22 protein-coding genes are annotated in these 23,289 nt (G+C 71.5%); 11 read left to right on the top strand and 11 right to left on the bottom strand.

Features of this window, described 5'->3' with window-relative positions; genetic code table 11:
• The 9 genes from E1300_RS23370 to E1300_RS23330 all read left to right on the top strand — a co-directional run.
• The coding region (locus E1300_RS23370; RefSeq protein WP_278045376.1) for a molybdopterin dinucleotide binding domain-containing protein at positions 1-397 on the top strand (397 nt) is incomplete at its 5' end.
• Positions 394-1,776 (top strand): NADH-quinone oxidoreductase subunit NuoH, encoded by a 1,383-nt coding sequence (gene nuoH / locus E1300_RS23365; RefSeq protein ID WP_131759191.1) that lies wholly within the window; start codon positions 394-396, stop codon positions 1,774-1,776. The genes E1300_RS23370 and nuoH, both read left to right, overlap by 4 nt.
• A 43-nt stretch (positions 1,777-1,819) precedes the next feature.
• The gene (gene nuoI / locus E1300_RS23360; protein ID WP_242619349.1) at positions 1,820-2,377 is read left to right on the top strand and encodes an NADH-quinone oxidoreductase subunit NuoI; all 558 of its coding nucleotides are present in this window, start codon (positions 1,820-1,822) and stop codon (positions 2,375-2,377) included.
• Complete coding sequence (locus tag E1300_RS23355) at positions 2,374-3,327, top strand: NADH-quinone oxidoreductase subunit J (RefSeq protein ID WP_131759189.1); 954 nt, start codon at positions 2,374-2,376, stop codon at positions 3,325-3,327. Before nuoI ends, E1300_RS23355 begins: the two co-directional genes overlap by 4 nt.
• Positions 3,324-3,623 (top strand): NADH-quinone oxidoreductase subunit NuoK, encoded by a 300-nt coding sequence (gene nuoK, locus E1300_RS23350; RefSeq protein ID WP_131759188.1) that lies wholly within the window; start codon positions 3,324-3,326, stop codon positions 3,621-3,623. Before E1300_RS23355 ends, nuoK begins: the two co-directional genes overlap by 4 nt.
• A 10-nt stretch (positions 3,624-3,633) precedes the next feature.
• Positions 3,634-5,550, top strand: coding sequence for an NADH-quinone oxidoreductase subunit L (gene nuoL, locus E1300_RS23345; protein ID WP_131759187.1), 1,917 nt, complete (start codon positions 3,634-3,636; stop codon positions 5,548-5,550).
• Positions 5,547-7,127 carry an NADH-quinone oxidoreductase subunit M gene (locus E1300_RS23340; protein ID WP_131759186.1) on the top strand — a complete coding sequence of 527 codons (1,581 nt, stop codon included), beginning with the start codon at positions 5,547-5,549 and terminating at the stop codon, positions 7,125-7,127. Before nuoL ends, E1300_RS23340 begins: the two co-directional genes overlap by 4 nt.
• Entirely contained in the window at positions 7,124-8,719 is a 1,596-nt protein-coding gene (gene nuoN / locus E1300_RS23335) for an NADH-quinone oxidoreductase subunit NuoN (RefSeq protein ID WP_131759185.1), read from the top strand. The genes E1300_RS23340 and nuoN overlap by 4 nt, the downstream gene beginning before the upstream one ends.
• An 11-nt stretch (positions 8,720-8,730) precedes the next feature.
• Positions 8,731-9,747, top strand: coding sequence for a polyprenyl synthetase family protein (locus E1300_RS23330; protein ID WP_165502954.1), 1,017 nt, complete (start codon positions 8,731-8,733; stop codon positions 9,745-9,747).
• Positions 9,748-9,810: 63 nt separating this feature from the next.
• Here E1300_RS23330 and E1300_RS23325 read toward each other — a convergent pair whose 3' ends face one another.
• The 10 genes from E1300_RS23325 to E1300_RS23280 all read right to left on the bottom strand — a co-directional run bounded on the left by E1300_RS23325 (position 9,811) and on the right by E1300_RS23280 (position 21,397).
• Entirely contained in the window at positions 9,811-10,422 is a 612-nt protein-coding gene (locus E1300_RS23325) for a GTP-binding protein (protein WP_131759184.1), read from the bottom strand.
• Complete coding sequence (locus E1300_RS23320; protein ID WP_131759183.1) at positions 10,403-10,828, bottom strand: DUF742 domain-containing protein; 426 nt, start codon at positions 10,826-10,828, stop codon at positions 10,403-10,405. Before E1300_RS23320 ends, E1300_RS23325 begins: the two co-directional genes overlap by 20 nt.
• Positions 10,825-11,244, bottom strand: a complete 420-nt coding sequence (locus E1300_RS23315; protein WP_131759182.1) for a roadblock/LC7 domain-containing protein — start codon at positions 11,242-11,244, stop codon at positions 10,825-10,827. The genes E1300_RS23320 and E1300_RS23315 overlap by 4 nt, the downstream gene beginning before the upstream one ends.
• Positions 11,244-13,760, bottom strand: a complete 2,517-nt coding sequence (locus tag E1300_RS23310) for a sensor histidine kinase (protein ID WP_242619347.1) — start codon at positions 13,758-13,760, stop codon at positions 11,244-11,246. The genes E1300_RS23315 and E1300_RS23310 overlap by 1 nt, the downstream gene beginning before the upstream one ends.
• A gap of 275 nt (positions 13,761-14,035) precedes the next feature.
• Positions 14,036-15,778: a prenyltransferase/squalene oxidase repeat-containing protein gene (locus E1300_RS23305; RefSeq protein WP_242619346.1), complete on the bottom strand. Its 1,743-nt coding sequence runs from the start codon at positions 15,776-15,778 to the stop codon at positions 14,036-14,038.
• Complete coding sequence (locus E1300_RS23300) at positions 15,775-16,728, bottom strand: terpene synthase family protein (RefSeq protein ID WP_242619345.1); 954 nt, start codon at positions 16,726-16,728, stop codon at positions 15,775-15,777. Before E1300_RS23300 ends, E1300_RS23305 begins: the two co-directional genes overlap by 4 nt.
• Positions 16,729-16,737: 9 nt before the next feature.
• Entirely contained in the window at positions 16,738-18,111 is a 1,374-nt protein-coding gene (locus E1300_RS23295; RefSeq protein WP_131759180.1) for a cytochrome P450, read from the bottom strand.
• A gap of 648 nt (positions 18,112-18,759) precedes the next feature.
• Entirely contained in the window at positions 18,760-19,665 is a 906-nt protein-coding gene (rarD, locus tag E1300_RS23290; RefSeq protein ID WP_131759194.1) for an EamA family transporter RarD, read from the bottom strand.
• Positions 19,666-19,775: 110 nt separating this feature from the next.
• Entirely contained in the window at positions 19,776-20,819 is a 1,044-nt protein-coding gene (locus tag E1300_RS23285) for a hypothetical protein (RefSeq protein ID WP_131759179.1), read from the bottom strand.
• On the bottom strand, positions 20,819-21,397 hold the full coding sequence (locus E1300_RS23280) for an RNA polymerase sigma factor (RefSeq protein WP_131759178.1): 579 nt from the start codon (positions 21,395-21,397) through the stop codon (positions 20,819-20,821). The genes E1300_RS23285 and E1300_RS23280 overlap by 1 nt, the downstream gene beginning before the upstream one ends.
• 205 nt (positions 21,398-21,602) lie before the next feature.
• Between E1300_RS23280 and E1300_RS23275 the strand changes: the two genes are divergently transcribed.
• Positions 21,603-22,124, top strand: a complete 522-nt coding sequence (locus tag E1300_RS23275) for a flavoprotein (protein WP_131759177.1) — start codon at positions 21,603-21,605, stop codon at positions 22,122-22,124.
• A gap of 49 nt (positions 22,125-22,173) precedes the next feature.
• Here the strand turns inward: E1300_RS23275 and E1300_RS23270 are convergent, their stop codons facing one another.
• Positions 22,174-23,073, bottom strand: coding sequence for an esterase/lipase family protein (locus E1300_RS23270; RefSeq protein WP_131759176.1), 900 nt, complete (start codon positions 23,071-23,073; stop codon positions 22,174-22,176).
• Here E1300_RS23270 and E1300_RS50240 point away from each other — a divergent pair.
• A complete protein-coding gene (locus tag E1300_RS50240) occupies positions 23,072-23,242 on the top strand; it encodes a hypothetical protein (RefSeq protein WP_165502952.1) in 171 nt (56 codons plus the stop codon). The genes E1300_RS23270 and E1300_RS50240 overlap by 2 nt on opposite strands.
• Positions 23,243-23,289 lie beyond the last annotated feature (47 nt).

The following is a 23,289-nucleotide window of genomic DNA, read 5'->3' as shown; positions in this document are numbered from 1 at the left end:
CCCGGCCGCGCCGAGCGTGCCGCAGGCGCTGCCGCCGCACCCCGAGGCCGGGCAGGCGGTGCTCGCCACCTGGCGGCTGCTGCTCGACCGGGGCCGGCTCCAGGACGGCGAGCCGTTCCTCGCCGGCACCGCCAAGCCCGCGGTCGTCCGGCTGTCGCCCGCGACGGCCGCCGAGATCGGCGCGACCGGCGCGGTCACGGTCCGGGCGGGGCGCGGCGAGGTCACGCTGCCGCTGGAGCTCACCGCCGACCTGCCCGACCGGGTCGTGTGGCTGCCCACCAACTCGGCGGGCCTCAGCCTGTACCGGGACCTGGGCGCCGCCGCGGGCGACGTCGTCGCGATCGCGGCGGGCGTGCTCGCGGACGCGGCCGAGACCACCGCTGGAGGCGTCCGATGAGCCTGTCCCTTGCCACGGCGGCGCTGCCCGCGTCGGTGCTGCGCGCGCCGGCGCTCGCCGCCGCCCCGGAGCCGCGGCTGAAGGACTTCGGCAACGACCCGTGGTGGCTGATCGGCGGCAAGGTCCTCGCGATCTTCGTGTTCCTGGTGCTGACCGTCCTGCTGTCGATGTGGGTCGAGCGGCGCGTCATCGGCCGCATGCAGCTGCGCGTCGGCCCGAACCGCGCCGGGCCGTTCGGCCTGCTCCAGGGCCTCGCGGACGGCGTCAAGCTGGCGCTCAAGGAGGACATCGTCCCCCGCCAGGTCGACAAGGTCGTGTTTGTGCTCGCGCCGATCGTGTCCGCCGTGCCGGCGTTCATCTCCTTCGTCATCATCCCGTTCGGCCCGACGGTGTCGGTGTTCGGGCACCAGACGGCCCTCCAGGGCACCGACCTCCCGGTCGCGGTGCTGCTCGTCCTCGCGATGTCGTCGATGGGCGTCTACGGCATCGTGCTGGCGGGCTGGTCCTCGATGTCGCCGTACTCGCTGCTCGGCGGGCTCCGCTCGTCCGCCCAGGTGATCTCCTACGAGATCGCGATGGGGCTGTCGTTCGTCGCGGTGTTCCTGTTCGCCGGGTCGATGTCCACCTCCGACATCGTCGCCGCGCAGCACGACAAGTGGTTCGTGGTGCTGCTGTTCCCGTCCTTCATCGTCTACGTGATCACGATGATGGGCGAGTCGAACCGCATCCCGTTCGACCTCCCCGAGGGCGAGGGCGAGCTGGTCGGCGGCTTCCACACCGAGTACTCGTCGCTGAAGTTCGCGATGTTCTTCCTCGCGGAGTACATCAACCTCGCGACGCTGTCGGCGCTCGCCACCACGCTGTTCCTCGGCGGCTGGCGCGCCCCCGCGCCGATCTCCACGGTGTGGGCGGGCGCCAACTCCGGCTGGTGGCCGGTGCTGTGGTTCCTCGCCAAGCTCTGGCTGTTCATCTTCTTCTTCATCTGGCTGCGCGGCTCGCTGCCGCGCGTCCGCTACGACCAGCTGATGAAGCTCGGCTGGAAGGTGCTGATGCCCTTCTCGCTCGGCTGGATCCTGCTGGTGTCGACCATCCGCGCGCTGCGCAACGAGGGCCACGACATGCGGCAGATCGTCATCGTCGCCGCCGTCGCGGCCGGGATCGTGCTGCTGGTCACGGTGGTCTGGGAGGTCGTCCGGGGCGGCGAGGGCGAGAAGGAGACCGCGCCGGGCGCCGGCCGGGACGCGGTCCGCGATCCCGCCGCCGGCGGGTTCCCGGTCCCGCCGATGGACGCGCCGCACTACCACGGCCGCGCCGCCCGCCCCGCGGAGCCGTCCACGATCAGAACCCCTCCTGAGGAGGTCACCAGTGGGACTCACTGATTTCCTGAACCCGGTCAAGGGGTTCGGGGTCTCGTTCCACCAGATGTTCCAGAAGAGCGAGACCGTTCAGTACCCCGAGGTGAAGAAGCCGACGGCCCCGCGCTTCCACGGGCGGCACCAGCTCAACCGGTGGCCCGACGGGCTGGAGAAGTGCGTCGGCTGCGAGCTGTGCGCCTGGGCGTGCCCCGCCGACGCCATCTTCGTGGAGGGCGCCGACAACACCGCCGAGGAGCGCTACTCGCCCGGTGAGCGGTACGGCCGCGTCTACCAGATCAACTACCTGCGCTGCATCCTCTGCGGGCTCTGCATCGAGGCGTGCCCCACCCGGGCGCTCACGATGACCAACGAGTACGAGCTCGCCGACGACAGCCGCGAGAGCCTGATCTACACCAAGGACATGCTGCTGGCGCCGCTGCGCGAGGGCATGGAGCCGCCGCCGCACGAGATGCGGCTCGGCGACACCGAGGAGGAGTACTACCGCCTCGGCCTCCAGCCCGACGAGGGCCCGCACGTCCCCGCCGAGGGCGGCGGACGGGCGAGCGTCGACAACGCGGTGCGGCGGGAGCGCGAAGCGGACGGCAAGGGCGGTGGGGCCGAATGAGCGCCACCCTCCTCGCCGGACAGGCCCTCACCGGGCACGCCGCCGGGCACGTCCTCGCGGGGCAGGTCGCCGACAAGCAGTCGGGCGAGCCGTTCTTCTTCTGGCTGCTCGCGATCGTGTCCGTCAGCGCGGCCCTCGGCATGATCTTCATGCGGAAGGCCGTGCACTCGGCGCTGCTGCTCGCCACCGTGATGCTCTCGCTCGCGGCCCTGTACGCGATCCAGAACGCGCCGTTCCTGGCGTTCGTCCAGGTGATCGTCTACACCGGCGCGGTGCTGATGCTGTTCCTGTTCGTGCTGATGCTCGTCGGGGTCAGCTCCACCGACTCGCTCGTCGAGACGATCCGCGGGCAGCGGCTGTGGGCGTTCGTCGCCGCGCTCGGCTTCATCGTCCTGCTGGCCGTCGGCCTCGGCAACGCCGCCCTCGGCGACTCGGCCGGGCTGAAGGCCGCGAACGAGAACGGCAACGTCGTCGGCCTGGCGCAGCTCCTGTTCACCAAGTACGTGTTCGCGTTCGAGGCGACCAGCGCCCTGCTGATCACCGCCGCGCTCGGCGCGATGGTGCTCGCGCACCGGGAGCGGGTCGAGCCGAAGGCGACGCAGCGCGACCTGTCCAAGCGGCGGTTCCTGTCCGGCGGCCACCCGGGCCCGCTGCCCGGCCCCGGCACCTACGCCCGGCACAACGCCGTCGACATGCCGGCGCTGCTGCCCGACGGGACGCCGTCCGAGCTGTCGGTCAACCCGATCATCGCGGCGCGCACCGACAACGCCGAGCGGCACGCCGACCTGTACGGCGAGACCGCGGAGCAGGCGGTCGGCGAGGACGTCGCCGCCGTGCGGGCCGCGACCGGCGAGGCCGCGGACGCGGACGCCGAGTCGCGCGTCGTCAAGGCCGGCACTGGGGCCGGTGCTCCCGCCGGCAACGAGCGTGAAGGCGAGGCTGGTTCATGAGTCCCGGGCACTACCTGGCGCTCTCGGCGATCCTGTTCACCATCGGAGCGCTCGGCGTCCTCGTGCGGCGCAACGCGATCGTGGTGTTCATGTGCGTCGAGCTGATGCTGAACGCCACCAACCTGGCGTTCGTGACGTTCTCCCGCATGCACGGCCAGCTCGACGGCCAGATCATCGCCTTCTTCGTGATGGTGGTGGCCGCGGCGGAGGTCGTGGTGGGTCTGGCGATCATCATGACCATCTTCCGGACCCGCAGGTCCTCGTCGGTGGACGACGCGAACCTGCTGAAGTACTGAGAGGCCAGGGATGAAAGCGGAAGGCGTCCAGGCCGCGTCCTGGCTCCTCATCGCGCTCCCGCTCGCGGGCGCCGCGATCCTCCTGCTCGGAGGGCGGCGCACCGACCGGTGGGGCCACCTGCTCGGCGTCGCCATGTCGGTGGCGTCGTTCGCGGTCGGCTGCGCGATGTTCGTCCAGATGCTCGGGTACGACGCCGAGGAGCGGCGCCGCACCCTGCACCTGTGGGACTACATCGACACCGGCACGTTCAAGGTCGGCATGGACCTCCTGGTGGACCCGCTGTCCATCAGCTTCGTGCTGCTGATCACCGGGGTGGGCTCGCTCATCCACGTCTACTCGATCGGCTACATGGCCGACGACCCCGACCGGCGCCGGTTCTTCGCCTACCTGAACCTGTTCGTGGCGGCGATGCTGCTGCTGGTGCTCGGCGGCAACTACCTCGTCACGTTCATCGGCTGGGAGGGCGTCGGTCTCGCCTCCTACCTGCTGATCGGGTTCTGGCAGTACAAGCCGACCGCCGCCACCGCGGCGAAGAAGGCGTTCGTCGTCAACCGCGTCGGCGACCTCGGCCTGATCCTCGCGATCGCGCTGATGTTCCAGACGTTCGGGACGGTCGGCTTCGACCAGGTCCTCGGTGAGGGCGCCGAGCACGCGGGCCTCGCGTCCAGGCTCGGCACCGGCACCGCGACCGCGATGGGGCTGCTGCTCCTGCTCGGCGCGTGCGGCAAGTCGGCGCAGCTCCCGCTCCAGTCCTGGCTGCTGGACGCGATGGAGGGCCCGACCCCGGTGTCGGCGCTCATCCACGCCGCGACGATGGTCACCGCGGGCGTCTACCTGATCGTCCGCTCCGCGCCGATCTTCGAGATGTCCGACACCGCGCAGCTCGTCGTGACGATCGTCGGCGCGGCCACGCTGCTCGCCGGCGCGATCATCGGATGCGGCAAGGACGACATCAAGAAGGCCCTCGCCGGCTCGACGATGTCGCAGATCGGCTACATGCACCTCGCCGCCGGCCTCGGCCGGCCCGGCTACGTCTTCGCGATCGCGCACCTCATCGCGCACGGCTTCTTCAAGGCGGGCCTGTTCCTCGGCGCCGGATCCGTCATGCACGGCATGAAGGACGACGTGAACATGCGCCACTACGGCGCGCTCCGCGCGACGATGGTCGTCACCTACGCCACGTTCGGGCTCGGCTACCTCGCGATCATCGGGTTCCCCGGCCTGTCCGGCTGGTTCACCAAGGACGGCATCATCGAGGCCGCGTTCGACAAGGGCGGCACGTCCGGGGCGGTCCTCGGCACCTGCGCGCTCGTCGGCGCGGGCATCACCGCCTACTACATGTCGCGCGTGATGTTCATGACCTTCTTCGGCGAGCAGCGCTGGGAGGACGGCGTCCACCCGCACGAGTCGCCGAAGGTCATGACCGTCCCGCTGATGCTGCTCGCGGTCGGCTCGATCTTCGCGGGCGGCTTCCTCGTCCTCGGCGGGTTCTCCGACTTCCTGGAGCCCGTCACCGGCGCGCCCGAGCACGAGCACTCCTTCAAGTGGATCACCCTGCCGGGCATCGCGACCTTCGTCCTGATGATCATCGGGGCGGGCATCGCCTGGCGGCAGTACGGCAGCCGGAAGGTGCCGCGCGAGGCGCCCGCCGGCTCGTTCGTCACCGTCGCGGCCCGCAGGGACCTCTACGGCGACGCGCTCAACGAGTCGCTGCTGATGCGGCCCGGCCAGTGGCTGACCCGCCTCGCGGTCTGGTTCGACGGACGCGGCGTCGACGGCGCCGTCAACGGCCTCGCCGCGGGCATCGGCGGCAGCTCCGGCCGGGTCCGGCGGATCCAGACCGGCTTCGCCCGCTCATACGCCCTCTCAATGTTCTTCGGCGCGGCACTCGTCGTGGCGGCGCTCCTGGTGGTGAACGTGTCATGAGTGACTTTCCCTGGCTGAGCGTCCTCATCGCGCTGCCGCTCGTCGGCGCGTTCATCGTCGGCGTGCTGCCGCGCGAGCGCGAGACGCTCGTCAAGCAGACGGCGCTCGGCGTCTCGCTGGTCGTCGGGGCGCTCGCCCTGGTGATGGCCGCCCGGTTCGACACCGGCGGCGCGCGGTTCCAGTTCGACGAGAAGTACTGGTGGATCAAGCAGTTCGGCGTCCACTGGGCCGTCGGCGTGGACGGGATCGCGCTGACGCTGATCGTCCTGTCGGTGATCCTCGTCCCGCTGGTCATGCTGGCGTCCTGGAGCGAGGACGACCGGTCCGGCGGCGTGGACGTCCCCGCCAAGCGATCGGTGAAGACGTACTTCGCGCTGCTGCTCACCCTCGAAGCGGCGATGATCGGCGTCTTCGCGGCGACCGACGTCTTCCTGTTCTACGTCTTCTTCGAGGCGATGCTCATCCCGGTGTACTTCATCATCGGGTACTACGGCGGCGCGCAGCGCTCCTACGCCGCGGTGAAGTTCCTGCTCTACTCGCTGTTCGGCGGGCTGCTCATGCTCGTCGCGGTGATCTGGCTGTACCCGCTGTCCAGCAAGTCGACCGCCGACGGCGGCCTCGGGCACGGCACGTTCATGTTCGACGAGCTGTCGAGGATGAACATCGACCCGACCACCGCCAAGTGGTTGTTCCTCGGCTTCTTCATCGCCTTCGCGATCAAGGCGCCGATGGTGCCCGTCCACACCTGGCTGCCGGACGCGGCGCAGCAGTCCCCGGCCGGCGCGCTCGTGCTCATCGTCGGCGTCCTCGACAAGGTCGGCACCTACGGCATGATGCGGTTCTGCCTGGAGCTGTTCCCCGGCGCCGCGAAGTGGGCGACGCCCGTCGTGCTCGGCTTCGCCGTCCTCAGCATCATCTACGGCGCCGTCCTCGCCATCGGGCAGGTCGACCTGAAGCGCCTGGTCGCCTACACCTCGGTGTCCCACTTCGGGTTCATCGTGCTCGGCATCTTCGCGATGACCTCGCAGGGCCAGTCCGGCGCCGCGCTCTACATGGTCAACCACGGCTTCTCCACCGGCGCGCTGTTCCTCCTCGTCGGCTTCATGATCGTCCGGCGGCGGTCGGCGCGGATCGGCGACTACGGCGGCGTCCAGAAGGCCGCGCCCGTCCTCGCCGGGACGTTCCTCGTCGCGGGCCTGTCCGGGCTCTCGCTGCCCGGCCTCGCCCCGTTCGTGTCGGAGTTCCTCGTCATCGTCGGCACGTTCAGCCGCTACCGGTGGGCCGCCGTGCTCGCCGTCAGCGGCGTCGTCCTCGCCGCGATCTACATCCTGTGGATGTACCAGCGGACCATGGGCGGGCCGAAGGCGCCGGAGGTCGAGGGCATGAAGGACCTCACCGCCCGGGAGAAGTGGGCCGTCGCCCCGATCATCGCGATCATCGTCGCGATGGGCTTCTTCCCGCAGCCGGTACTGGACGTCATCAACCCCACGGTGAAGCAGACGCTCGCCCGGGTCGACCGGCATGATCCCGCGCCGAAGACCACCGGCAACGTCGCCGAGAACGGAGCCCGGCCATGAGCCACAGCAGTCAGGTGAGCGCCGCCCTCGCCCAGGGGGGTGACATCCCGGCGCCGCACATCGAGTACGGGCAGATCGGCCCCATGCTGCTCGTCCTCGGCATCGCCGTCGCCGGCGTCCTCGTCGAGGCGTTCGTCGGCCGCACCTGGCGCTACGCCGTCCAGGTGCCGATCGCCTTCCTCGGCCTCGCCGGCGCCTTCGTCTGGACGATCCTGCTCGGCTGGCGCGACAAGCCGCACCACGTCGCCGCCGAGGGCGCGCTCGGCGTGGACGGCCCCACCCTGTTCCTCCAGGGCACCATCCTCGTCCTCGCCCTGATCAGCCTGCTGCTGATCGCCGAGCGCGGCAGCGGCCGCGCCGGCGCCGCGGGCGGCCACTTCGCCGCCCAGGCGTCCGCGCTGCCGGGCAGCGAGGCCGAGCAGCGCAGCACCGAGGCCGGGTTCACCCAGACCGAGGTGTTCCCGCTGATGATGTTCGCGGTCGGCGGCATGCTGATGTTCCCCGCCTCCAACGACCTGCTCACGATGTTCGTGGCGCTGGAGGTCATGTCGCTGCCGCTGTACCTGCTGTGCGGCCTCGCCCGCCGCCGGCGGCTCCTCTCGCAGGAGGCGGCGGTCAAGTACTTCCTGCTCGGCGCGTTCTCCTCCGCGTTCTTCCTGTACGGCTCGGCGCTGCTGTACGGCTACTCCGGCTCGGTGCGGCTCGCCGACATCTCCGCGCAGATCACCAAGGACGCCGGCAGCGAGACCCTGCTGCTCGCGGGCGTGGCGCTGCTGTCGGTCGGGCTGCTGTTCAAGGCCGGCGCCGTCCCGTTCCACATGTGGAAGCCGGACGTCTACCAGGGCGCCCCGACCCCGATCACGGCGCTCATGGCGTCCTGCACGCTCGTCTCCGCGTTCGGCGCGATCCTCCGCGTCTACTACGTCGCGCTGGAGACGCTCCGCTGGGACTGGCGGCCCGTCATGTGGGGCGTGTCCATTCTCACAATGGTCGCCGGCGCGATCATCGCGATCACCCAGACCGACCTCAAGCGGCTGCTGGCCTACTCCTCGATCGCGCACGCGGGCTTCCTGCTCACCGGCGTCGTCGCCACCTCCCGCAACGGCCTGTCCGGCACGCTGTTCTACCTGGCGGCCTACGGCTTCACCACGATCGGCGCCTTCGCGGTGATCACGATGGTGCGGGACGCGGGCGGCGAGGCGGCCCACCTGTCCCGCTGGGCCGGGCTCGGCAAGCGCTCCCCGGTCGTCGCCGGGGTGTTCGCGTTCTTCCTGCTGGCCTTCGCCGGCATCCCGCTCACGAGCGGGTTCACCGGCAAGTTCGCGGTGTTCAAGGCCGCCGTCGAGGAGGGCGCCACCCCCCTCGTCGTCGTCGGCGTCATCTCCTCCGCCGTCGCCGCGTTCTTCTACGTCCGTGTGATCGTCGTCATGTTCTTCAGCGAGCCGGAGGCCGACGGGCCCACCGTGGTGGCCGGCCCGGCGACCGCGGCGGCGGTCGCGCTCGGGTTGACGGCTACTGTTGTACTCGGTGTGCTCCCCCAGCCAATCCTGGATCTCGCGGGACATGCCACGACACATATGTTCGTCCGGTAGGGAGTCATGGGGTGAGCAAGGTTTCCGCTGAGGGGTCCGGCCCGTTCGGGATTCCTGTCGACGCGGCCGTCGCGGCCGACGCCAGGGAGCGCCTCGCCGCCGTCGAGGCGCTGCTCCTGGAGTCCGTCCACGGCGAGGACCCGCTGCTCACCCAGGCGTCCAAGCACCTCGTCGAGGCGGGCGGCAAGCGCTTCCGCCCCATGCTGGTGCTGCTCGCCTCCCAGTTCGGCGACCCCGCCGCGGCCGGCGTCGTCCCGGCCGCGGTGGTGGTCGAGCTGACCCACCTCGGCACCCTCTACCACGACGACGTCATGGACGAGGCGACCGTGCGCCGCGGCCAGGAGTCCGCGAACTCCCGGTGGACCAACACCGTCGCCATCCTCACCGGCGACTACCTGTTCGCCCGCGCGTCCGACCTGCTCGCCGACCTCGGCCCCGAGGCCGTCCGCATCCAGGCCCGCGCCTTCGCCCGCCTCGTCCGCGGCCAGATCCAGGAGACCGTCGGCCCCGCCCCCGACGCCGACCCCCTCAAGCACTACCTCCAGGTCGTCGCCGACAAGACCGCCTCGCTGATCGCCGTCTCCGGCCAGTTCGGCGCGCTGCTGTCCGGCGCCCCGCCGCACATCGTCGACACGATCACCTCCGCCTGCGAGAAGATCGGCGTCGCGTTCCAGCTCTCCGACGACATCCTCGACATCGACTCCGAGGCCGAGCAGTCCGGCAAGACCCCCGGCACCGACCTCCGCGAGGGCATCCGCACCCTGCCCATGCACCTCGTCCTCGCCGGCGTCGGCTCCGGCCCCGACGACGCCCGCCTCCGCGAGCTGCTCGTCCAGGACCTGTCCGGCGACGACCTCCACGCCGAGGCCCTCGCCCTCCTGCGCGCCCACCCCGCCATGGACCGCGCCCGCGCCGACCTGCGCCGCTGGGCCGAGGACGCCCGCACCGAGCTCCTCACCCTCCCCGACATCCCCGCCCGAGCCGCCTTCACCGGCTTGTGCGACTACGTCGTGTCGCGTACCGGTTGATCGTCTGAACGCCGAAGCGGCGGGCCGGGAGAGATCTCCTGCCCGCCGCTTCCACGTTGTGCGTCACGCGTTTTGTGGTGCCTCCGCGGGGAGGCCGCGGAACTTCATCGCGTGCAGGACGAGGTTGATGAGCACCTGCTTGCAGCTTTCCAGGCTGCGGGCGTCGCACAGCATGACCGGGACCTTCGGGCCCAGGTTGAGGGCCATCTGGATCTCTTCGAGGTCGTACTGGCGGGCGCCCTCGAAGCAGTTCACGGCGACGACGAACGGGGTCGAGCGGCGCTCGAAGTAGTCGACCGAGGGGAAGCAGTCGGACAGGCGGCGGGTGTCGGCGAGGACGACGGCGCCGAGGGCGCCGAGGGAGACCTCGTCCCACATGAACCAGAAGCGCTCCTGGCCGGGCGTGCCGAACAGGTAGAGGACGTACTCGTCGCGCATCGTGATGCGGCCGAAGTCCATCGCGACCGTGGTGGTCTTCTTGCGCTCCACGCCGGAGAGGTCGTCGATGCCGACGCCCTCGTCGGTGAGGAGCTCCTCGGTGCGGAGCGGCCGGGTCTCCGACACCGTCCCGACCATGGTGGTCTTGCCGACGCCGAAACCGCCCGCGATCACGATCTTGACCGCGGTGGGGAGCCGGCGGGCGCGGCCGTCGTTTCTAGAGAGCCCGGAGACCATCGATCACCGCCTTGTAGAGCCTGATGTCGTGCATGTCCGCCTCCGGTTCGGGTTCCTGCATCGAGACGAACCCCTTGTCGAGCAGGTCGCCGAGCAGCACCCGCACGGTCGCGACGGGGAGGTCGAGGTGGCCGGTCAGCTCGGCCACCGACAGCACCGACTGGCACAGCCGGATGATCGCCAGGTGCTCGGGGCCGAGGCCGATCGCGCCCTCGGGCTCGGGTCCGGCCGCCACCACCAGCGTGATGAGGTCGAACTTCCCGCGGGTCGGCTCGGTCCGGCCGCTGGTCATCACGTAGGGCCGCACCATGGGCCCGGCCTGCTCGTCGAGGAAGCGGTCCGGGGCGGGGTGGGACGCGGGGGCGTCCGGCCAGTGCTCCTGCGGCGGATCCTCCGGCGGCATCATGTGGCCCTGCCCTCCGCGGCCTCGGTGCGCGACGGCGAGGTGAGGTGGTGGCCCATGCTCGTGACCAGCATGGCCATCTCGTAGGCGATGAGGCCCACGTCGGCCTCCTCGCCGGCGAGGACGGCGAGGCAGGCGCCCTTGCCCGCGACCGTCACCAGCAGGAACGCCGACTGCATCTCGACGATCGTCTGCCGGACGGGCCCGCCGCCGAAGCGCGTCCCGGCGCCCTTCGCCAGGCTCTGGATCCCGGCCGCCACGGCCGCCAGGTGCTCGCCGTCGTCCTGCGACACGCCCTCCGACGACGCCATGAGCAGACCGTCCGCGGACAGCACGACCGCGCTCCGGGCGTGCGGCAGGCGGTGGACGAGATCGTCCAGCAACCAGCCCAGATCGGATGAAGAGCCCGCCTTCTGCATCACTGGCCTTCCTCGCCTTCCGCTGCGTCTCTGCCGAGGGCCTCGGCCGCGTCCGAGCGGCCGCGCCGGGTGCCGCGCTGGTACGAGCCCATGATCCGCTGGATCTCCTCGGGCGAACGTCCGGGATCGTCGTCTCCGTCCGGCTCCTCGGCGACGACCGGCTCGTCGGTGCGCAGGGGCTCGGCCAGGTTCGCCTGCGGGACCCGGACGGGGAGGCCGGACGGGGTGGTGGAGATCTCGGGCACGGGCGGCGGACCCTCCGGTTCGGTGGTGTCGGGAAGCCCCCCGTCCGGCGCCCCGGCCAGCGGGTGCTCGCCGGTCGCCCCCGGCCGGTCGCGCGAGGCGGTGGTTCCTTGGGAGCGTGCCTCGCGCGAAGGGGCGTCATCGTGCTTCTCGCCGCCGCCGTCATGATCACTCGGGCCGCCGTCGGCCACCGGGGGAGCGGAGGGCTCCGCCGGCGGTGGGACGGACGCCTCGGAGGCGGGCGGCGGCACCGCCACGAGGGCGGGCCCGGTCCCCTGGAGGGGGCCGGTGGTCGTGGGCAGGGGCCCGCTCGTGGAGTCCGCGGACGAGGAGCGGGCGCCCGCTCCCGCGGTGACCGGCTGGCGGACCTGGAGGCCGTTGCGGGTGGTGGACTCGGCCGCGGCGGGCGCCGGGGCCGGGGAGTGCTCGTCGACGACCAGTTCCTTGGGGATGACGACGACCGCGGTCGTCCCGCCGTAGGCGGAGCGCTTCAGCGACACCTGGAGCCCGTACCGCTCGGCGAGCTTGCTGACCACGAACAGGCCGAGCTGCACGGAGCTCTGGAGGTTGAAGTCGGGCGGGTCGGCGATCCGCGCGTTGATCTCGGCGAGCCGCTCGTCGGTCATGCCGAGGCCCCGGTCCTCGATGTCGATGGCGAAGCCGTTGGCGACCATGTGCCCGCCGACCTGCACGACGGTGTCGGGCGGGGAGAACGACACGGCGTTCTCGATGAGCTCGGCGAGCAGGTGGGTGACGTCGCCGACCGCGCGTCCGGCCAGGGCGATCTGGCCGAACGGCAGGACGGTGACGCGGGTGTAGTCCTCGACCTCGCCGACGGCGGCGCGGACGACGTCGATCATCGGGACGGAGTTGCGCCAGCCGCGGGCGGGCAGGGCGCCGGACAGGACGATGAGGTTCTCGGCGTTGCGCCGCATCCGGGTCGCGAGGTGGTCGAGCCGGAACAGCTCCTCCAGCTGCTTGACCTCGATGTCGCGGCGGCGCTCGATCGTGTCCAGCATGGTGAGCTGCCGGTGCACGAGGGTCTGCGTGCGGCGGGCCAGGCTCAGCAGGACGTCGCGGATGCCGCGGCGCAGCTCGGCCTGCTCGACGGCGGTGCGGATCGCGGTCTCCTGGACGGCGTTGAACGCGCGCCCGACCTGCCCGATCTCGTCCGAGCCGACCTGGAGGGGCGGCGCCTCGACCTCGACGTCCACCTTCTCCCCGTGCCCGAGCCGCTCGACGACGCCGGGCAGCCGCTTCTCGGCCAGCTCCCACGCGGCGTCGCGCAGCAGTTCGAGGCGGCGGACCAGCGCGCGGGCGGTGGTGATCGACACGACGATGGACGCGATGACCGCGAGCAGGCCGAGCCCGCCGGCGAGCAGCAGCCGGACGATCACGCCGATGGCGATGGGCTTGGCGCGGTCCACCAGGCGGTCGCCTGAGGCCTGGATGTGGGCGCGCACGTCGGCCAGCGCCGGCGCGGTCGCGGCGGCCCACTGCTCGGCCGTCACCGGCGGGCGGCCGGCGGAGCGGCCGGTGCGCGGGCGGCTCTGCATGACCGAGTCCTCAAGGGTGCGGATCTGCGCCAGCTTGGGACTTCTCGTCATTTCGCCGTAAAGGACCTCGTCCGAATCCTGAATGTTGACGAGGGACCGGGCGGTGTCGTTGCGGCGGGTTCCGACGAGCTGGGTGAACGCGACTTGCTCGGCGGGAGTGATGCGGCCGGCCGCGAGGGCGCCCGCGAGCAAAGCGTCCTCCTGCGAAAGCAGTTCCCACTCGCGGTTGAGCTCCAGGAGCGTGCGGGTGTCGCGCGCGAAATCCTTGTCGTCCAGAGTGGCGAGGGAATCGTAAACGCGAAAAATCGACTCGATGACGTCAGAATATGCGGTGGCGATCCGGGCGCGGTCGGTCGCCCCGCCGTCGACCGACCGCCGGAAGCCCTCCAGCCGGCCGAGCCGGTCGAGCTCCTCGTCGATGCGGCGCTCCAGGACCTTGCCCGCGAAGCGGCCGACGTTGCCGCCGCGGGCGAGCCGCACCGCCTCGGCGCGGGCCTCGTCCGTTCGCGCACGCTGCGCCTGGAGGGCCTGCCGGGTGGCGCCGCCCGGCCGGGCCATCTGCACCATCGTCAGCCGGCGCTCCTTCTGCAACTCCACGAGGAGCGGGTCGGTCGGCTCGGCGAGCGCGGTGTCCAGCGTGCTGACGCCCAGCAGGTTGACCCCCTCGCGAAGGGTCACCCAGGCCGCGAAAACCCAGAGGGCCGTCAGAGAGAGCAACAGCGCCGCGATCTTGGTTCTCAGGCGTGAGTTGCGGAAGCGCATTACCATCGCCCCAACAAATTGTGGATTGGCGCGCAACCCGCGTCCGGCTGGATTAAGGGGCTGCGCGCCGAGTGGTGTCGTGGTCTGCAGGGGCGACAGCAAGCCGCCGTATCCATACGGCGTAGAAGACTAGCAACATGACCATACCCCCTCAAGGTGAATCAGCAACGGATGTCGCTTTGTCGCATTTGAGGGACGTGCCGGATGGCCGGGGTGTGGCGAAATTCACCTTATCGATGGGTCGGGTTCGCCCGGTCGAGATGCAGGGCGGCGAGCACCGCCGCGCGGACGATGGCCGCGGGGCGGTAGAGGTCCTTGTCGTGCCACAGCGCCGGTTCCCCGGCGGCGCCGGCATCGCCGCTGGTCAGCGACTCCAGCAGATGGGGGCGGGCGCGGGACACCGCGTGCGCGGCGACCGCGTCCGGCGTCTCGTCCGTCAGCAGCAGGAGCTGCACGGCGTAGGCGGTCTCCTCGGGGGTTCCGGCCCAGCGGCCCCACGAGCCGTCCGGCCGCTGCGTCTCCAGCGTCCAGGCCCGCGCGGCGCCGACCGCCGCGGCCGACTCCGCGCCCCCGAACTTCGCCAGGGCGATCGCCGTGCTCGCCGTCGCGTAGTGCGGTGAGGCGTGCCAGCGGTCCGTCCAGCTCCCGTCCGGCCGCTGCTGGCCGCGCAGCCAGCGCGCCACCTTCGCGACGGTCCCGCGGTACCGCTCGATCGCGGCCGCCCCGCGCCCGGCGGCGTCGGCTCCGGGCGCGGCTCCGCCGCCCGTGCGGTCGAGACCCGTGGCGAGGTACTCCCCGAACGCCTCCAGCACGTGGGCGTTCGTCGTCACGGACGCGCCGTCCTCGCCCTGCCAGGTGCAGAAGTGCGTGTCCAGCTCGTAGGCGTAGAGCGGATCGGGACGGCGGGGCGCGCCCAGCAGGGCCAGCGCGTACAGGGCGCCGGACGTGGTGTCGGCGTCCGCCGGCAGCCCGTCCGCGGCGGCCGTGCCGGACCGGCCGAGCGGCGCGGTCAGGCTCAGCACGAGCTCCGGCCGGACGCCGAACCGGATGCCCGCCCGCGCCAGCCACGCGAGGACCCAGCCGCGCTCGAACACGGTGAGCGGGTAGCCGCACGGCACCGGGCCCCCGTGCCGCGCGACCACGGTCTCCAGGTACCAGCGGACGGGGTCGCCGGGCTCGTCCGGTCCCCGCGCGCCCAGCCAGGCCGCGGCGGCCGCCGGGGACGCGCCGATCGTGCCCGTGGACTCGGGGCTCAGCGGGAGGAGCCCGGCCGCCGGCTGCCCCAGGACCTCCAGAGCGTGCATCAGCTTCTCCGGCAGCTCCATCCCGGAGCCCGCCATGGCCCTGACCAGCTCCAGCCTGCCCGTCGCCATGCCGGCGGGCGGGCTCAGCCGGACCCCGGCCCACGCGTCGAGCCCCGGCACCGGATGCTCGCGCAGCCCGTCCAGCGACGCGTTGATCCGTTCGATCAGCGCGGGCGCGATCACGTCGATCGCGGGCAGGTCGGGCAGGTCGAGGGGCGGCGCGGACGGCCCGCACATGCGCCGGGAGAGCGCCCGCAGCGCCCGGTCCGCCGACCGGACGAGCCACCCGGCCGCGATCTCGCTCCCGAGGAGGTCGCGGAACGTTCCGCCGGGGTCGGTCAGCGCCGACAGCAGCGCCTCGGCCGCGCTCAGCGTCGGGACGAGCGCGTAGCCGTCGTCCGGGGCGCCCCACGCCCCGTCCGCCCGCTGCTGTTCGAGCAGGAAGGAGACGCGCCGCCCGTGCCCCCGCAGCCACGGGGCCAGCGTCACCAGCCGCCCCGTCTCGTACACCGAGGGGGACACCTGTCCCCACGGCCACTCGATCAACCCGTCGAGGAGGTCGCGCGCCGCCTTCTCGATGTCGTTCCGCGGCCGGGCGTCGCGCGGGCGGACGCGCGGAGCGGGCGGTGCGACGGCGACCCGCGACAGCGGACGGTCGTCGACGCTCACAGCGAGCCCCAGAAGTCGGTCACGCCGTAGAAGCCGGCGCAGAAGTCCATCTGCCGTTCCAGGTACTCGGCGAGGTGCGGCGCGCCCCGCCGCGCCTCCGCGACCAGCGTGCGGGCTTCGGCGGTGAGCAGTGCGAGCCGCCGCTCGACCTCGGCGCGGTCGCGGTCGAGGAGGAGCCCGTTGAGATCGCCCCATTCGAGGTCGCGGTCGACCGTGCCGAGGTCGTTCAGCAGCCGGACGACGCGCTGTACGGCATGGCTCGCCCGCCGCACCGCGGGCACGTCGCCGCCCCCGCCGGAGGCGATCCAGTGCGAGGCGAAGACGAAGGAGAAACCGAGATTGTCGGCGTTTCCGAGATACTCCTCGAACGTCGGCCCCGTGCCATCCTTCGCCGATTTCCAATCCCATTCACGGGCCATCGCGTCGAGCATGCGCTGAAGCTCGTCCCGCCAGACTCCTTCGAGAGCGGAAAAGGCGGGCGTCGCGCGGAGTTCGTCACGGATGTCGGCCAGGAAACGCGCGAGCTCGTCATCGCCCTTCGCGACCGGCCCGCCGTCCGCGACCGGCCTGCCGTCCGCGACCGGCCTGCCGTCCGCGACGGCCGCGCACCGCCGGACCACGGCGGTCACCTCGGCGCGGGACGAGGCGGCGAAGTCGATCAGCCAGTCGAGGCCGAAGCACCACAGGCAGGCCCGGTTGGCCATGCGCAGGTCGGCCGCGGTGAGCCCGGGCCCGCTGAACGCCGCGGCCAGCGCGAGCGTGCTGAACAGCGCCGGGTCGAACGCCTCGGCGCCGTACAGGCCCGGGTACCCGGCGGCCCACGACCGCATCTGCCGCTGCGCCTGGCCGGCGACGGCGCAGATCGTCCCGGCCTGCGCGGCGGACGTTCCCTGCTGGGAGGGGACCGGATCCTCGGGGTCGGTGGGCTCTTCCGGCGTGCTCTCGGACATGGGGCCCTCTCACCTGGAGCGAAGCACGGGCGTCAACGTCATGTGCAGCGGCTGGTTCGGCCGGAGCGTGGCGCCGATCCGCGCCCGCACGGGAACGTCGGTGGGCTCCAGCACCGGACGGAACCGGCTCAGGATGCTCGCCAGGATCAGCTCCGCCTCGGCGTTGAACACGTGCCGTCCGATGCACTGGTGCGGGCCGCCGCCGAACGGGAAGTAGGCGTAGCGATGGCGCCCGCGGGCCCGCTCGGCCGAGAAGCGCTCCGGGTCGAACTCCAGCGGCCGTTCCCACACCGAGGCGAGCCGGTGCGTCAGGAAGGGGCTGATCAGGACCGTCTGGCCGGCCTTGACGCGGACGCCGCCGATGTCCGTCGGGTTCAGCGCGATCCGCGGAAAGATCCAGCCGACCGGGTAGAGGCGGAGCAGCTCCTGCACGACCTGCCGGACGTAGGGCAGCTCGCGCAGGTGCTCCGGCCGGACCTCGTCGCCGCCGACCACCCGCTCGATCTCCGCGGCGAGCCGCGCCGCGACGTCGGGCCGCCGGTCGAGCATCGGCCACAGCCAGGTCAGCGCCACGGTCGTCGTCTCGGTGCTGGTGGCCCACATGGCGAGCAGGTTGTCGCGCACCCAGTGGTCGTCCAGGCCGCTGCCCTCGGTCATCCGCGCCTTGCAGAGCGCGGTGAAGATGTCGTAGCCCTCGCCCGGGTCGTACCGGAACCGGTCGACCAGCTCGTACAGGGTCTCGTCCATGACGGTGAGGCCCTCGCCGAAGGCGCGGTCGCCCGGCAGCGGGATCGAGCGCGGCACGAACGGCAGCAGGAAGCGGAACGCGATCGACGTCGCGAGCCGCTCCATCGCGGGGATCAGCCGGTCCGCCTCCGCCTTGCGGATCTTGTCGCCGAACAGGACCTTGATGACCGTGTCATGGACGATCCGCCCCATCTCCGGCATCACCTCGATGGACCGGCCGGCGCGGGCGGGCTCGTCGAGCGCGGCGACCGCCTCGTTGATGGCCCGGGCCATGTGCGCGCTCAGGGACCTGATCGTCCGCGTGGAGAAGACCGGCTGGAGGACCCGCTTGCTGAGCTCCCACTCGGCGCCCTCGGACATGATGCTGTCGCCGAACAGCCCGTGCAGCGGCCGCCAGAACGTCCCGTCCCGGACGAAGTTCTGCGACTCCCTCCGCAGGACCTGCTGCACGTGGTCGGGATGCGTCACCAGGTAGGGCCGGGACGCGCCGAGGTCGAGCCGCGCCACCTCGCCGTCGGCCGCGGCGCCGATCCTCTCCAGTTCTCGCAACGGGTCCCTGACGAAGCGGGAGACCGTCCGGTAGAGAGGGAAGTTCCGCGCCCTGCGGGACGGAACGGTGCTGGCGTCAACGGACATTCTCGACTGCCCCTCGGTACGAAGGAACGGACACGGGTCCGCTCCCCGACGGCCGCACCGGGAGGAAGACGGACCACGGATGGGCGTTTAGTGAGATGTGTCTATCCGTGGCGGTGCATGACTGAAATGTAGGTTTCTGTGGAAGTATCACATGATCAATTAACGCGAGCAAGGGGAGCGGCGGCAGAAATTTCAATCACTCCCGAGTGACGTTCATCACTTGTCTACGGGGTTGTCTGAATTGTTAATGCGATCTGACAGGATCGCGCACGGCTCGGTCGGCGGACGTTGCCGACTACACCAGGTGATCGCCGCGTCGGAGCGCAGAAGCGCCGCAATGCGATGCACATCAACCGCATATTTCGAATAAAGGTTCGAATATGCGACTCGGGCTTACCTGCCCGGGCGGGGAACGAGGGGCGCCGGAATGGGCCACGCGCGTCGGTCGGAGACGCGGAAGGTGCCGGTCGTCTCCCGGGGGCCGTGCTTCGGCGTCGTGGCTCGGCTCGCGGCCGGTGCCGCCAGTCCCGCCGCGATGAGCGCGGTTCCCAGGACGGTGACGCTGAGTAGGCGCAACGGGGCTCCTCGGATCGGACGTGTGACGTCCGGCACTCTAGTGGCTCCGGGGCCCGCCCTCCACGGGAACGATCACACCGCTTCGGGTGCCGCCTCCCGCCGGATCGCCGCCGCGCGGGCCTCCCGGCGCGCCCGCCGGCCCGCGCGCAGGCCGTCCCAGGTGAGGATCGCGAGCGCGATCCAGACCAGCAGGAAGCCCGCCCACCGGCTCGCGGGCATCTCCTCGTGCTGGACGAGCAGGCCGATCAGGAACTGGAGCACCGGCGCCAGGTACTGGAGCATCCCGATCGCGCTCAGCGGCAGCCTGATCGCCGCCCCGTTGAACAGCAGCAGCGGGATCGCCGTCACGATCCCCGCCCCCGCCATGAGGATCGCCTGCCCGGCGCCGTGGTGCCCGAACGCGGCGTCTCCACGCGCCTGGAGCACCACGGCGAAGACGAGCGCGGGCACGAACATGACGGCGGTCTCCACTGCGAGGCTCTCCGCGGACGGCATGTTGGCGAACTTCTTCAGGAGCCCGTAGGTGCCGAAGGAGAACGCCAGCACCAGCGCGATCCACGGCAGCCGCCCGTAGTCGGCCGTCAGGACGAGCACCGCCGCGACGCCCAGCCCCACCGCGGCCCACTGCCACGCCCTCAGCCGCTCCCGGAAGACGATCACGCCGAAGAGCACGCTGATGAGCGGGTTGATGAAGTAGCCGAGCGCCGCCTCGATCGTGTGGCCGCTGTTGACCGCGTAGATGTAGACGCCCCAGTTGATCGTGATGACCGTGGCCGCCAGCGCCAGCAGCCCGCCCTGCCGCGCGCCGAGCGACCTGATCCACGTCCAGTTCCGCGTCGCCGCGAGGACGGCGGCCACCGCGACCAGCGACCACATGATCCGGTGCGCCAGGATCTCCATCGCGCCCGCGGGCTTCAGCAGCGGCCAGTAGAGCGGGAACAGCCCCCACAGGACGTACGCCCCGATCCCGAACGCCATGCCACGGTTCACCACATCCGCACCATATCAGCGCGTAAGTACCAAACCCCGGCACGCTGATGTCCCCGGCGCCGCCCCCCGAGAGCGGCCGCCGGGGTTCGCGGGGACGGTCAGAACTTGCCGGCCTCAATGTCGGCGAGCGTCACGCGGGACGTGTGGTAGTAGAGCGTGACGGGCCGCACGTCCGAGCCGCGGTTGGACAGGGCCACGGGACGGCCGGTGTCGGCGCTGATCACGAGGGTCTCCGTGAACTTCCCGGTGGTGGGCCAGCTGTCCACCAGCGTCAGCGTGGGCCGTCCGGCGGTGGTGGTCTTCGTGACCCTCACCTTCGGCATCGTCGCCATGATGCGGAGCACGCCGGCCCGGACCTGGGGGTTCTCCGGCGCCGCGATCAGCGCGTCGACGGAGTTCGACCAGATGTGGTTGTCGGTGATCTCCTTCTGCTGCTCGGGGGTCGGCGGCTTCGGCGGGACGTACTTCTGGCCCCGCGCCTTGGCGAGGCTCTTGAGCTTCTCGATCTTCTGCCGTTCCGGATCCGGGTTCGTCGTCCCCGGCGCGAGGTTGGCGACCGCCATCCGGGCGCGCGCGGTGCCGAGATCCCCCTTCACGGCGTAGAGCGCCACCGCGATGTCGCGCTTGAAGACGTCGTCGCCCCCGTCCTTCCGGACGACGGCCCGCCGCAGGGCGCTCTTGTCGTTCCCCCAGTAGTAGGTGCCGTCGTCGGTGAACAGGCCGATGCCGTTGCTGCCCAGCGCGTCGCTGGTCGGCGACTGGTTGCGGATCTCCAGCGTCGCGTCGCCCGGTGCCTTGGCCCGCAACGGCGTGATGTTCGCGACCAGACCGGCCAGAAGCGGGTTCGCCGTTTCCGGCGCCGCCTTCGCAGGGGGCTTGCCGGACGTCGACGAGGACGTCACGACCAGCACCGCCGCCGCTGACGCGGCGACCAGAGCGGCGGCGCCCAGGCCCGCCATCCGGCGCCTGCCCCACCGGGCCCGTCGCGGCGAGGCGTTCACCGTTTCCGGGGCGGTCATCGCCTCCGGCGTCTCCGGCGCTTCCATCGCCGCGCGCAGCATCGTCCTGGCCTCCTCGAAAGCGTGCGGCCGCACCGGCTCGGCGTCCTTCAGGTCCCTCAGCAGATCCATCTCATCGACCATCAGTTGGCCTCCTTCACGGTGTTGCGGTCGGTGAGCAGCGCGGCCACCCCGGGTGCGCTCCGCAGCGCCGCGCGCGCCTCGTGCAGGCGGCGGCGCGCCGTTCCCGGCGGTATGCCGATCACCCGTCCCGCGTCGGCGACGGTCAGGTCCTCCCAGGCGACCAGCGTCAAGATCTCCCGCTGCTGCGACGGAAGCCGCGCCAGGGCGTGCCGCAGCACCGGACCGCTGTCGACGCGGTCGTCCACGGCGGCCCACGGGTCCCACCCGGACGCCATGTCGGTCACGTCCGCCCGCGGCACCTCGGCCGGACGGGACCGCCAGTGCCGCCGGAGCGTGTTGTGCGCCACGCCGAACAGCCACGGGCGGGCGTCGGGGAACGAGCGGTCGTACTTCGCCCGGGACGCGAGCGCCGTCACCCACACCTCGCCGAGCAGGTCCTCGGCCAGCTCCCGGCCGACCCGCCGCGCGAGGTAGGCCCCCACCGCCGCCTCGTGTCGTCGGACCACCTCGACGAAGGCGTCGCCGTCGCCGCCGAGCGACCGGGCGATCAGCTCCGCGTCCTCCGGATCAGATGTCATGACCCTCCTCGTATCCGGACCGCCTTACACCCCCTACTTGCCAGCCGGCGGGGCGAAGCGTTCAGCCCTGGTCAGGGCACGGTTCCCGAACGCTCATGTACATGGAGGGGACGGCGCGGCCGCCATGAGTAGTCTCTGCGTAGGGGCTTCGACTGCGGGCCATGGGGCTCCCGGTCCGGCCAACATAGCTTCCGGTGAGTGGGGCATGACCTCGGAGAAGGTTCTCTACGTCTTCGCGTGCGGGGCTCCGGCCGCGTCCGACCTGGTGGCCCTCGTGGAGTCCGCCCAGGCGGAGGACTGGCACGTCCGGGTGATCGCGACGCCGATGGGGGCCAAGTTCCTGGACGCCGAGCGGCTCGTGGCGCTGACCGGCGGGCCGGTGCGGACGGATTTCCGGAGGCCGGACGAGACCTCGAACGGGCTGCCTCCCGCCGACGCCGTGGTGGCCGCGCCCGTCACGTTCAACAGCGTCAACAAGTGGGCGCTGGGCATCACCGACACGGTCGCCGTGGGCATGCTGTGCGAACTCGTCGGGATGGGCGTGCCGATCGTGGCGGTCCCGCAGGTCAAGGCCGAACTGGCGAGCCATGTGGCCTTCGGCCGGAATCTGGACGTCCTTCGCTCCATGGGCGTCCGCGTGCTGTTCGACCCTGCCGCGCCTCCCCATGCGCGCATGCCTGACTGGGAGAAGGTGCTCGCGGAGTTGAACGGCCTTCTCGACGGTTGAACCCGCCGCCCGGCCGGCCCGCCGGGAATGCCCGGCGGGCCGAGGGGAATCAGGCGGCCGACGACCGGTAGAGGGCGTTGAAGAGCCGCAGCAGCGGACCCGGGCCGGTGCCGCTCTTCCAGGTGCTTCCGTAGTCGTCGGTGACCTTGGCCTTCCAGCCGTTCCCGTCGCCCTTGTTCTTGATCGTGCTGTGCTCCAGGCCCTGCCCGGACGCGTAGATCGCCTTGTGCTTCGCGCGCATCCCCGTCGCCGAACCCGAGGTGATCATGTCGTCGTCACTGGCGCCGATCAGGGTCCAGTCGGTGCCGCCCGCGGCCTGCGGATTCTGTCCCGCCCACTTGAGGAAGCCGCTTCCGGGACGGACGTCGCTGCACTGCTTCCAGCCCTTGAGCGCGGTGCAGCTCGTCCCCCAGTCGGTCCCGGTGTGCGGTGTGCTGAAGGTGGCGACGTCCTCGATGTAGAGCCGGTCGGGCCAGTCCTTGTTCTTCCCGTACCGGTTCACGCCCTCGATGGCCGCGCGAACGACGAGCCCGCCCATCGAGTGCGCGACGACGTCGACGGACTCGCCGTTCTTGGCGTAGTTGGCGTAGACGTCCCAGGCGAACCGGCGTCCCAGCTCCTGGATCCGGGTGTTCAGGTCGCCGTTCGTCTTGCGGGTGCAGCGCGTGTCCTTCGCGTAGTACCCCCAGGTGATCATCTTGCCGGTCCAGCCGTGGGCCTTCAGGGCGGCCTTGGACGCCTTCCAGGTGCTCTCGCAGTTGAGCTGCGCGTCCCCGGCCTTGCCGTGGTTCCAGTCGATGCCGTGGACGAAGTAGACGGCCTCGGACGTGCCGTCCGCGGCGGTGGCGGCCGGCGCGGTGAGGATCGGCACCGTGCCGAGGAGGGCCCCGCCGAGGGCGGCGGTGGCCAGGAGCCTCGCGGCGGAGGGCGGCCGGCGGAGAGCGGGCATGCGGGAGCCCCTTCATGATCTCGCGATCGCGGTCCCGGTGACCGCGATGCAGGTGATCATGGACGGGGTGCGCGGTGCCCGGCGAGAGTCCCCGGCACTGTTCTTCCGGGCGTCCTGGCACCCAGGGGCCAACCGGCCGCCGCCGGGCGGCGGTTCCGACGCCCGGTGAGCTGTTTCGTTCTGCTTCCGCGGGACCGGCGAACAGCCGGTGAGCTG

The organism is Actinomadura fibrosa (assembly GCF_900659615.1).
In the GTDB taxonomy this organism is placed as follows: Bacteria; Actinomycetota; Actinomycetes; order Streptosporangiales; family Streptosporangiaceae; genus Spirillospora; species Spirillospora fibrosa.
This window is presented reverse-complemented; position numbering and strand designations above follow the sequence as displayed.

Excerpts from the sequence above, each read along its gene's own strand:
- nuoN (WP_131759185.1), top strand. The coding sequence starts at position 7,124 with ATGAGCCACAGCAGTCAGGTGAGCGCCGCCCTCGCCCAGGGGGGTGAC.
- nuoI (WP_242619349.1), top strand. The coding sequence starts at position 1,820 with ATGTTCCAGAAGAGCGAGACCGTTCAGTACCCCGAGGTGAAGAAGCCG.
- nuoK (WP_131759188.1), top strand. The coding sequence starts at position 3,324 with ATGAGTCCCGGGCACTACCTGGCGCTCTCGGCGATCCTGTTCACCATC.
- E1300_RS23320 (WP_131759183.1), bottom strand. The coding sequence starts at position 10,828 with ATGATGCCGCCGGAGGATCCGCCGCAGGAGCACTGGCCGGACGCCCCC.
- nuoL (WP_131759187.1), top strand. The coding sequence starts at position 3,634 with ATGAAAGCGGAAGGCGTCCAGGCCGCGTCCTGGCTCCTCATCGCGCTC.
- E1300_RS23295 (WP_131759180.1), bottom strand. The coding sequence starts at position 18,111 with ATGTCCGTTGACGCCAGCACCGTTCCGTCCCGCAGGGCGCGGAACTTC.
- E1300_RS23355 (WP_131759189.1), top strand. The coding sequence starts at position 2,374 with ATGAGCGCCACCCTCCTCGCCGGACAGGCCCTCACCGGGCACGCCGCC.
- E1300_RS23300 (WP_242619345.1), bottom strand. The coding sequence starts at position 16,728 with ATGTCCGAGAGCACGCCGGAAGAGCCCACCGACCCCGAGGATCCGGTC.
- E1300_RS23270 (WP_131759176.1), bottom strand. The coding sequence starts at position 23,073 with ATGCCCGCTCTCCGCCGGCCGCCCTCCGCCGCGAGGCTCCTGGCCACC.
- E1300_RS23275 (WP_131759177.1), top strand. The coding sequence starts at position 21,603 with ATGACCTCGGAGAAGGTTCTCTACGTCTTCGCGTGCGGGGCTCCGGCC.
- E1300_RS23325 (WP_131759184.1), bottom strand. The coding sequence starts at position 10,422 with ATGGTCTCCGGGCTCTCTAGAAACGACGGCCGCGCCCGCCGGCTCCCC.
- E1300_RS23340 (WP_131759186.1), top strand. The coding sequence starts at position 5,547 with ATGAGTGACTTTCCCTGGCTGAGCGTCCTCATCGCGCTGCCGCTCGTC.
- rarD (WP_131759194.1), bottom strand. The coding sequence starts at position 19,665 with ATGGCGTTCGGGATCGGGGCGTACGTCCTGTGGGGGCTGTTCCCGCTC.
- nuoH (WP_131759191.1), top strand. The coding sequence starts at position 394 with ATGAGCCTGTCCCTTGCCACGGCGGCGCTGCCCGCGTCGGTGCTGCGC.
- E1300_RS23315 (WP_131759182.1), bottom strand. The coding sequence starts at position 11,244 with ATGCAGAAGGCGGGCTCTTCATCCGATCTGGGCTGGTTGCTGGACGAT.
- E1300_RS23280 (WP_131759178.1), bottom strand. The coding sequence starts at position 21,397 with ATGACATCTGATCCGGAGGACGCGGAGCTGATCGCCCGGTCGCTCGGC.
- E1300_RS23285 (WP_131759179.1), bottom strand. The coding sequence starts at position 20,819 with ATGGTCGATGAGATGGATCTGCTGAGGGACCTGAAGGACGCCGAGCCG.
- E1300_RS50240 (WP_165502952.1), top strand. The coding sequence starts at position 23,072 with ATGCGGGAGCCCCTTCATGATCTCGCGATCGCGGTCCCGGTGACCGCG.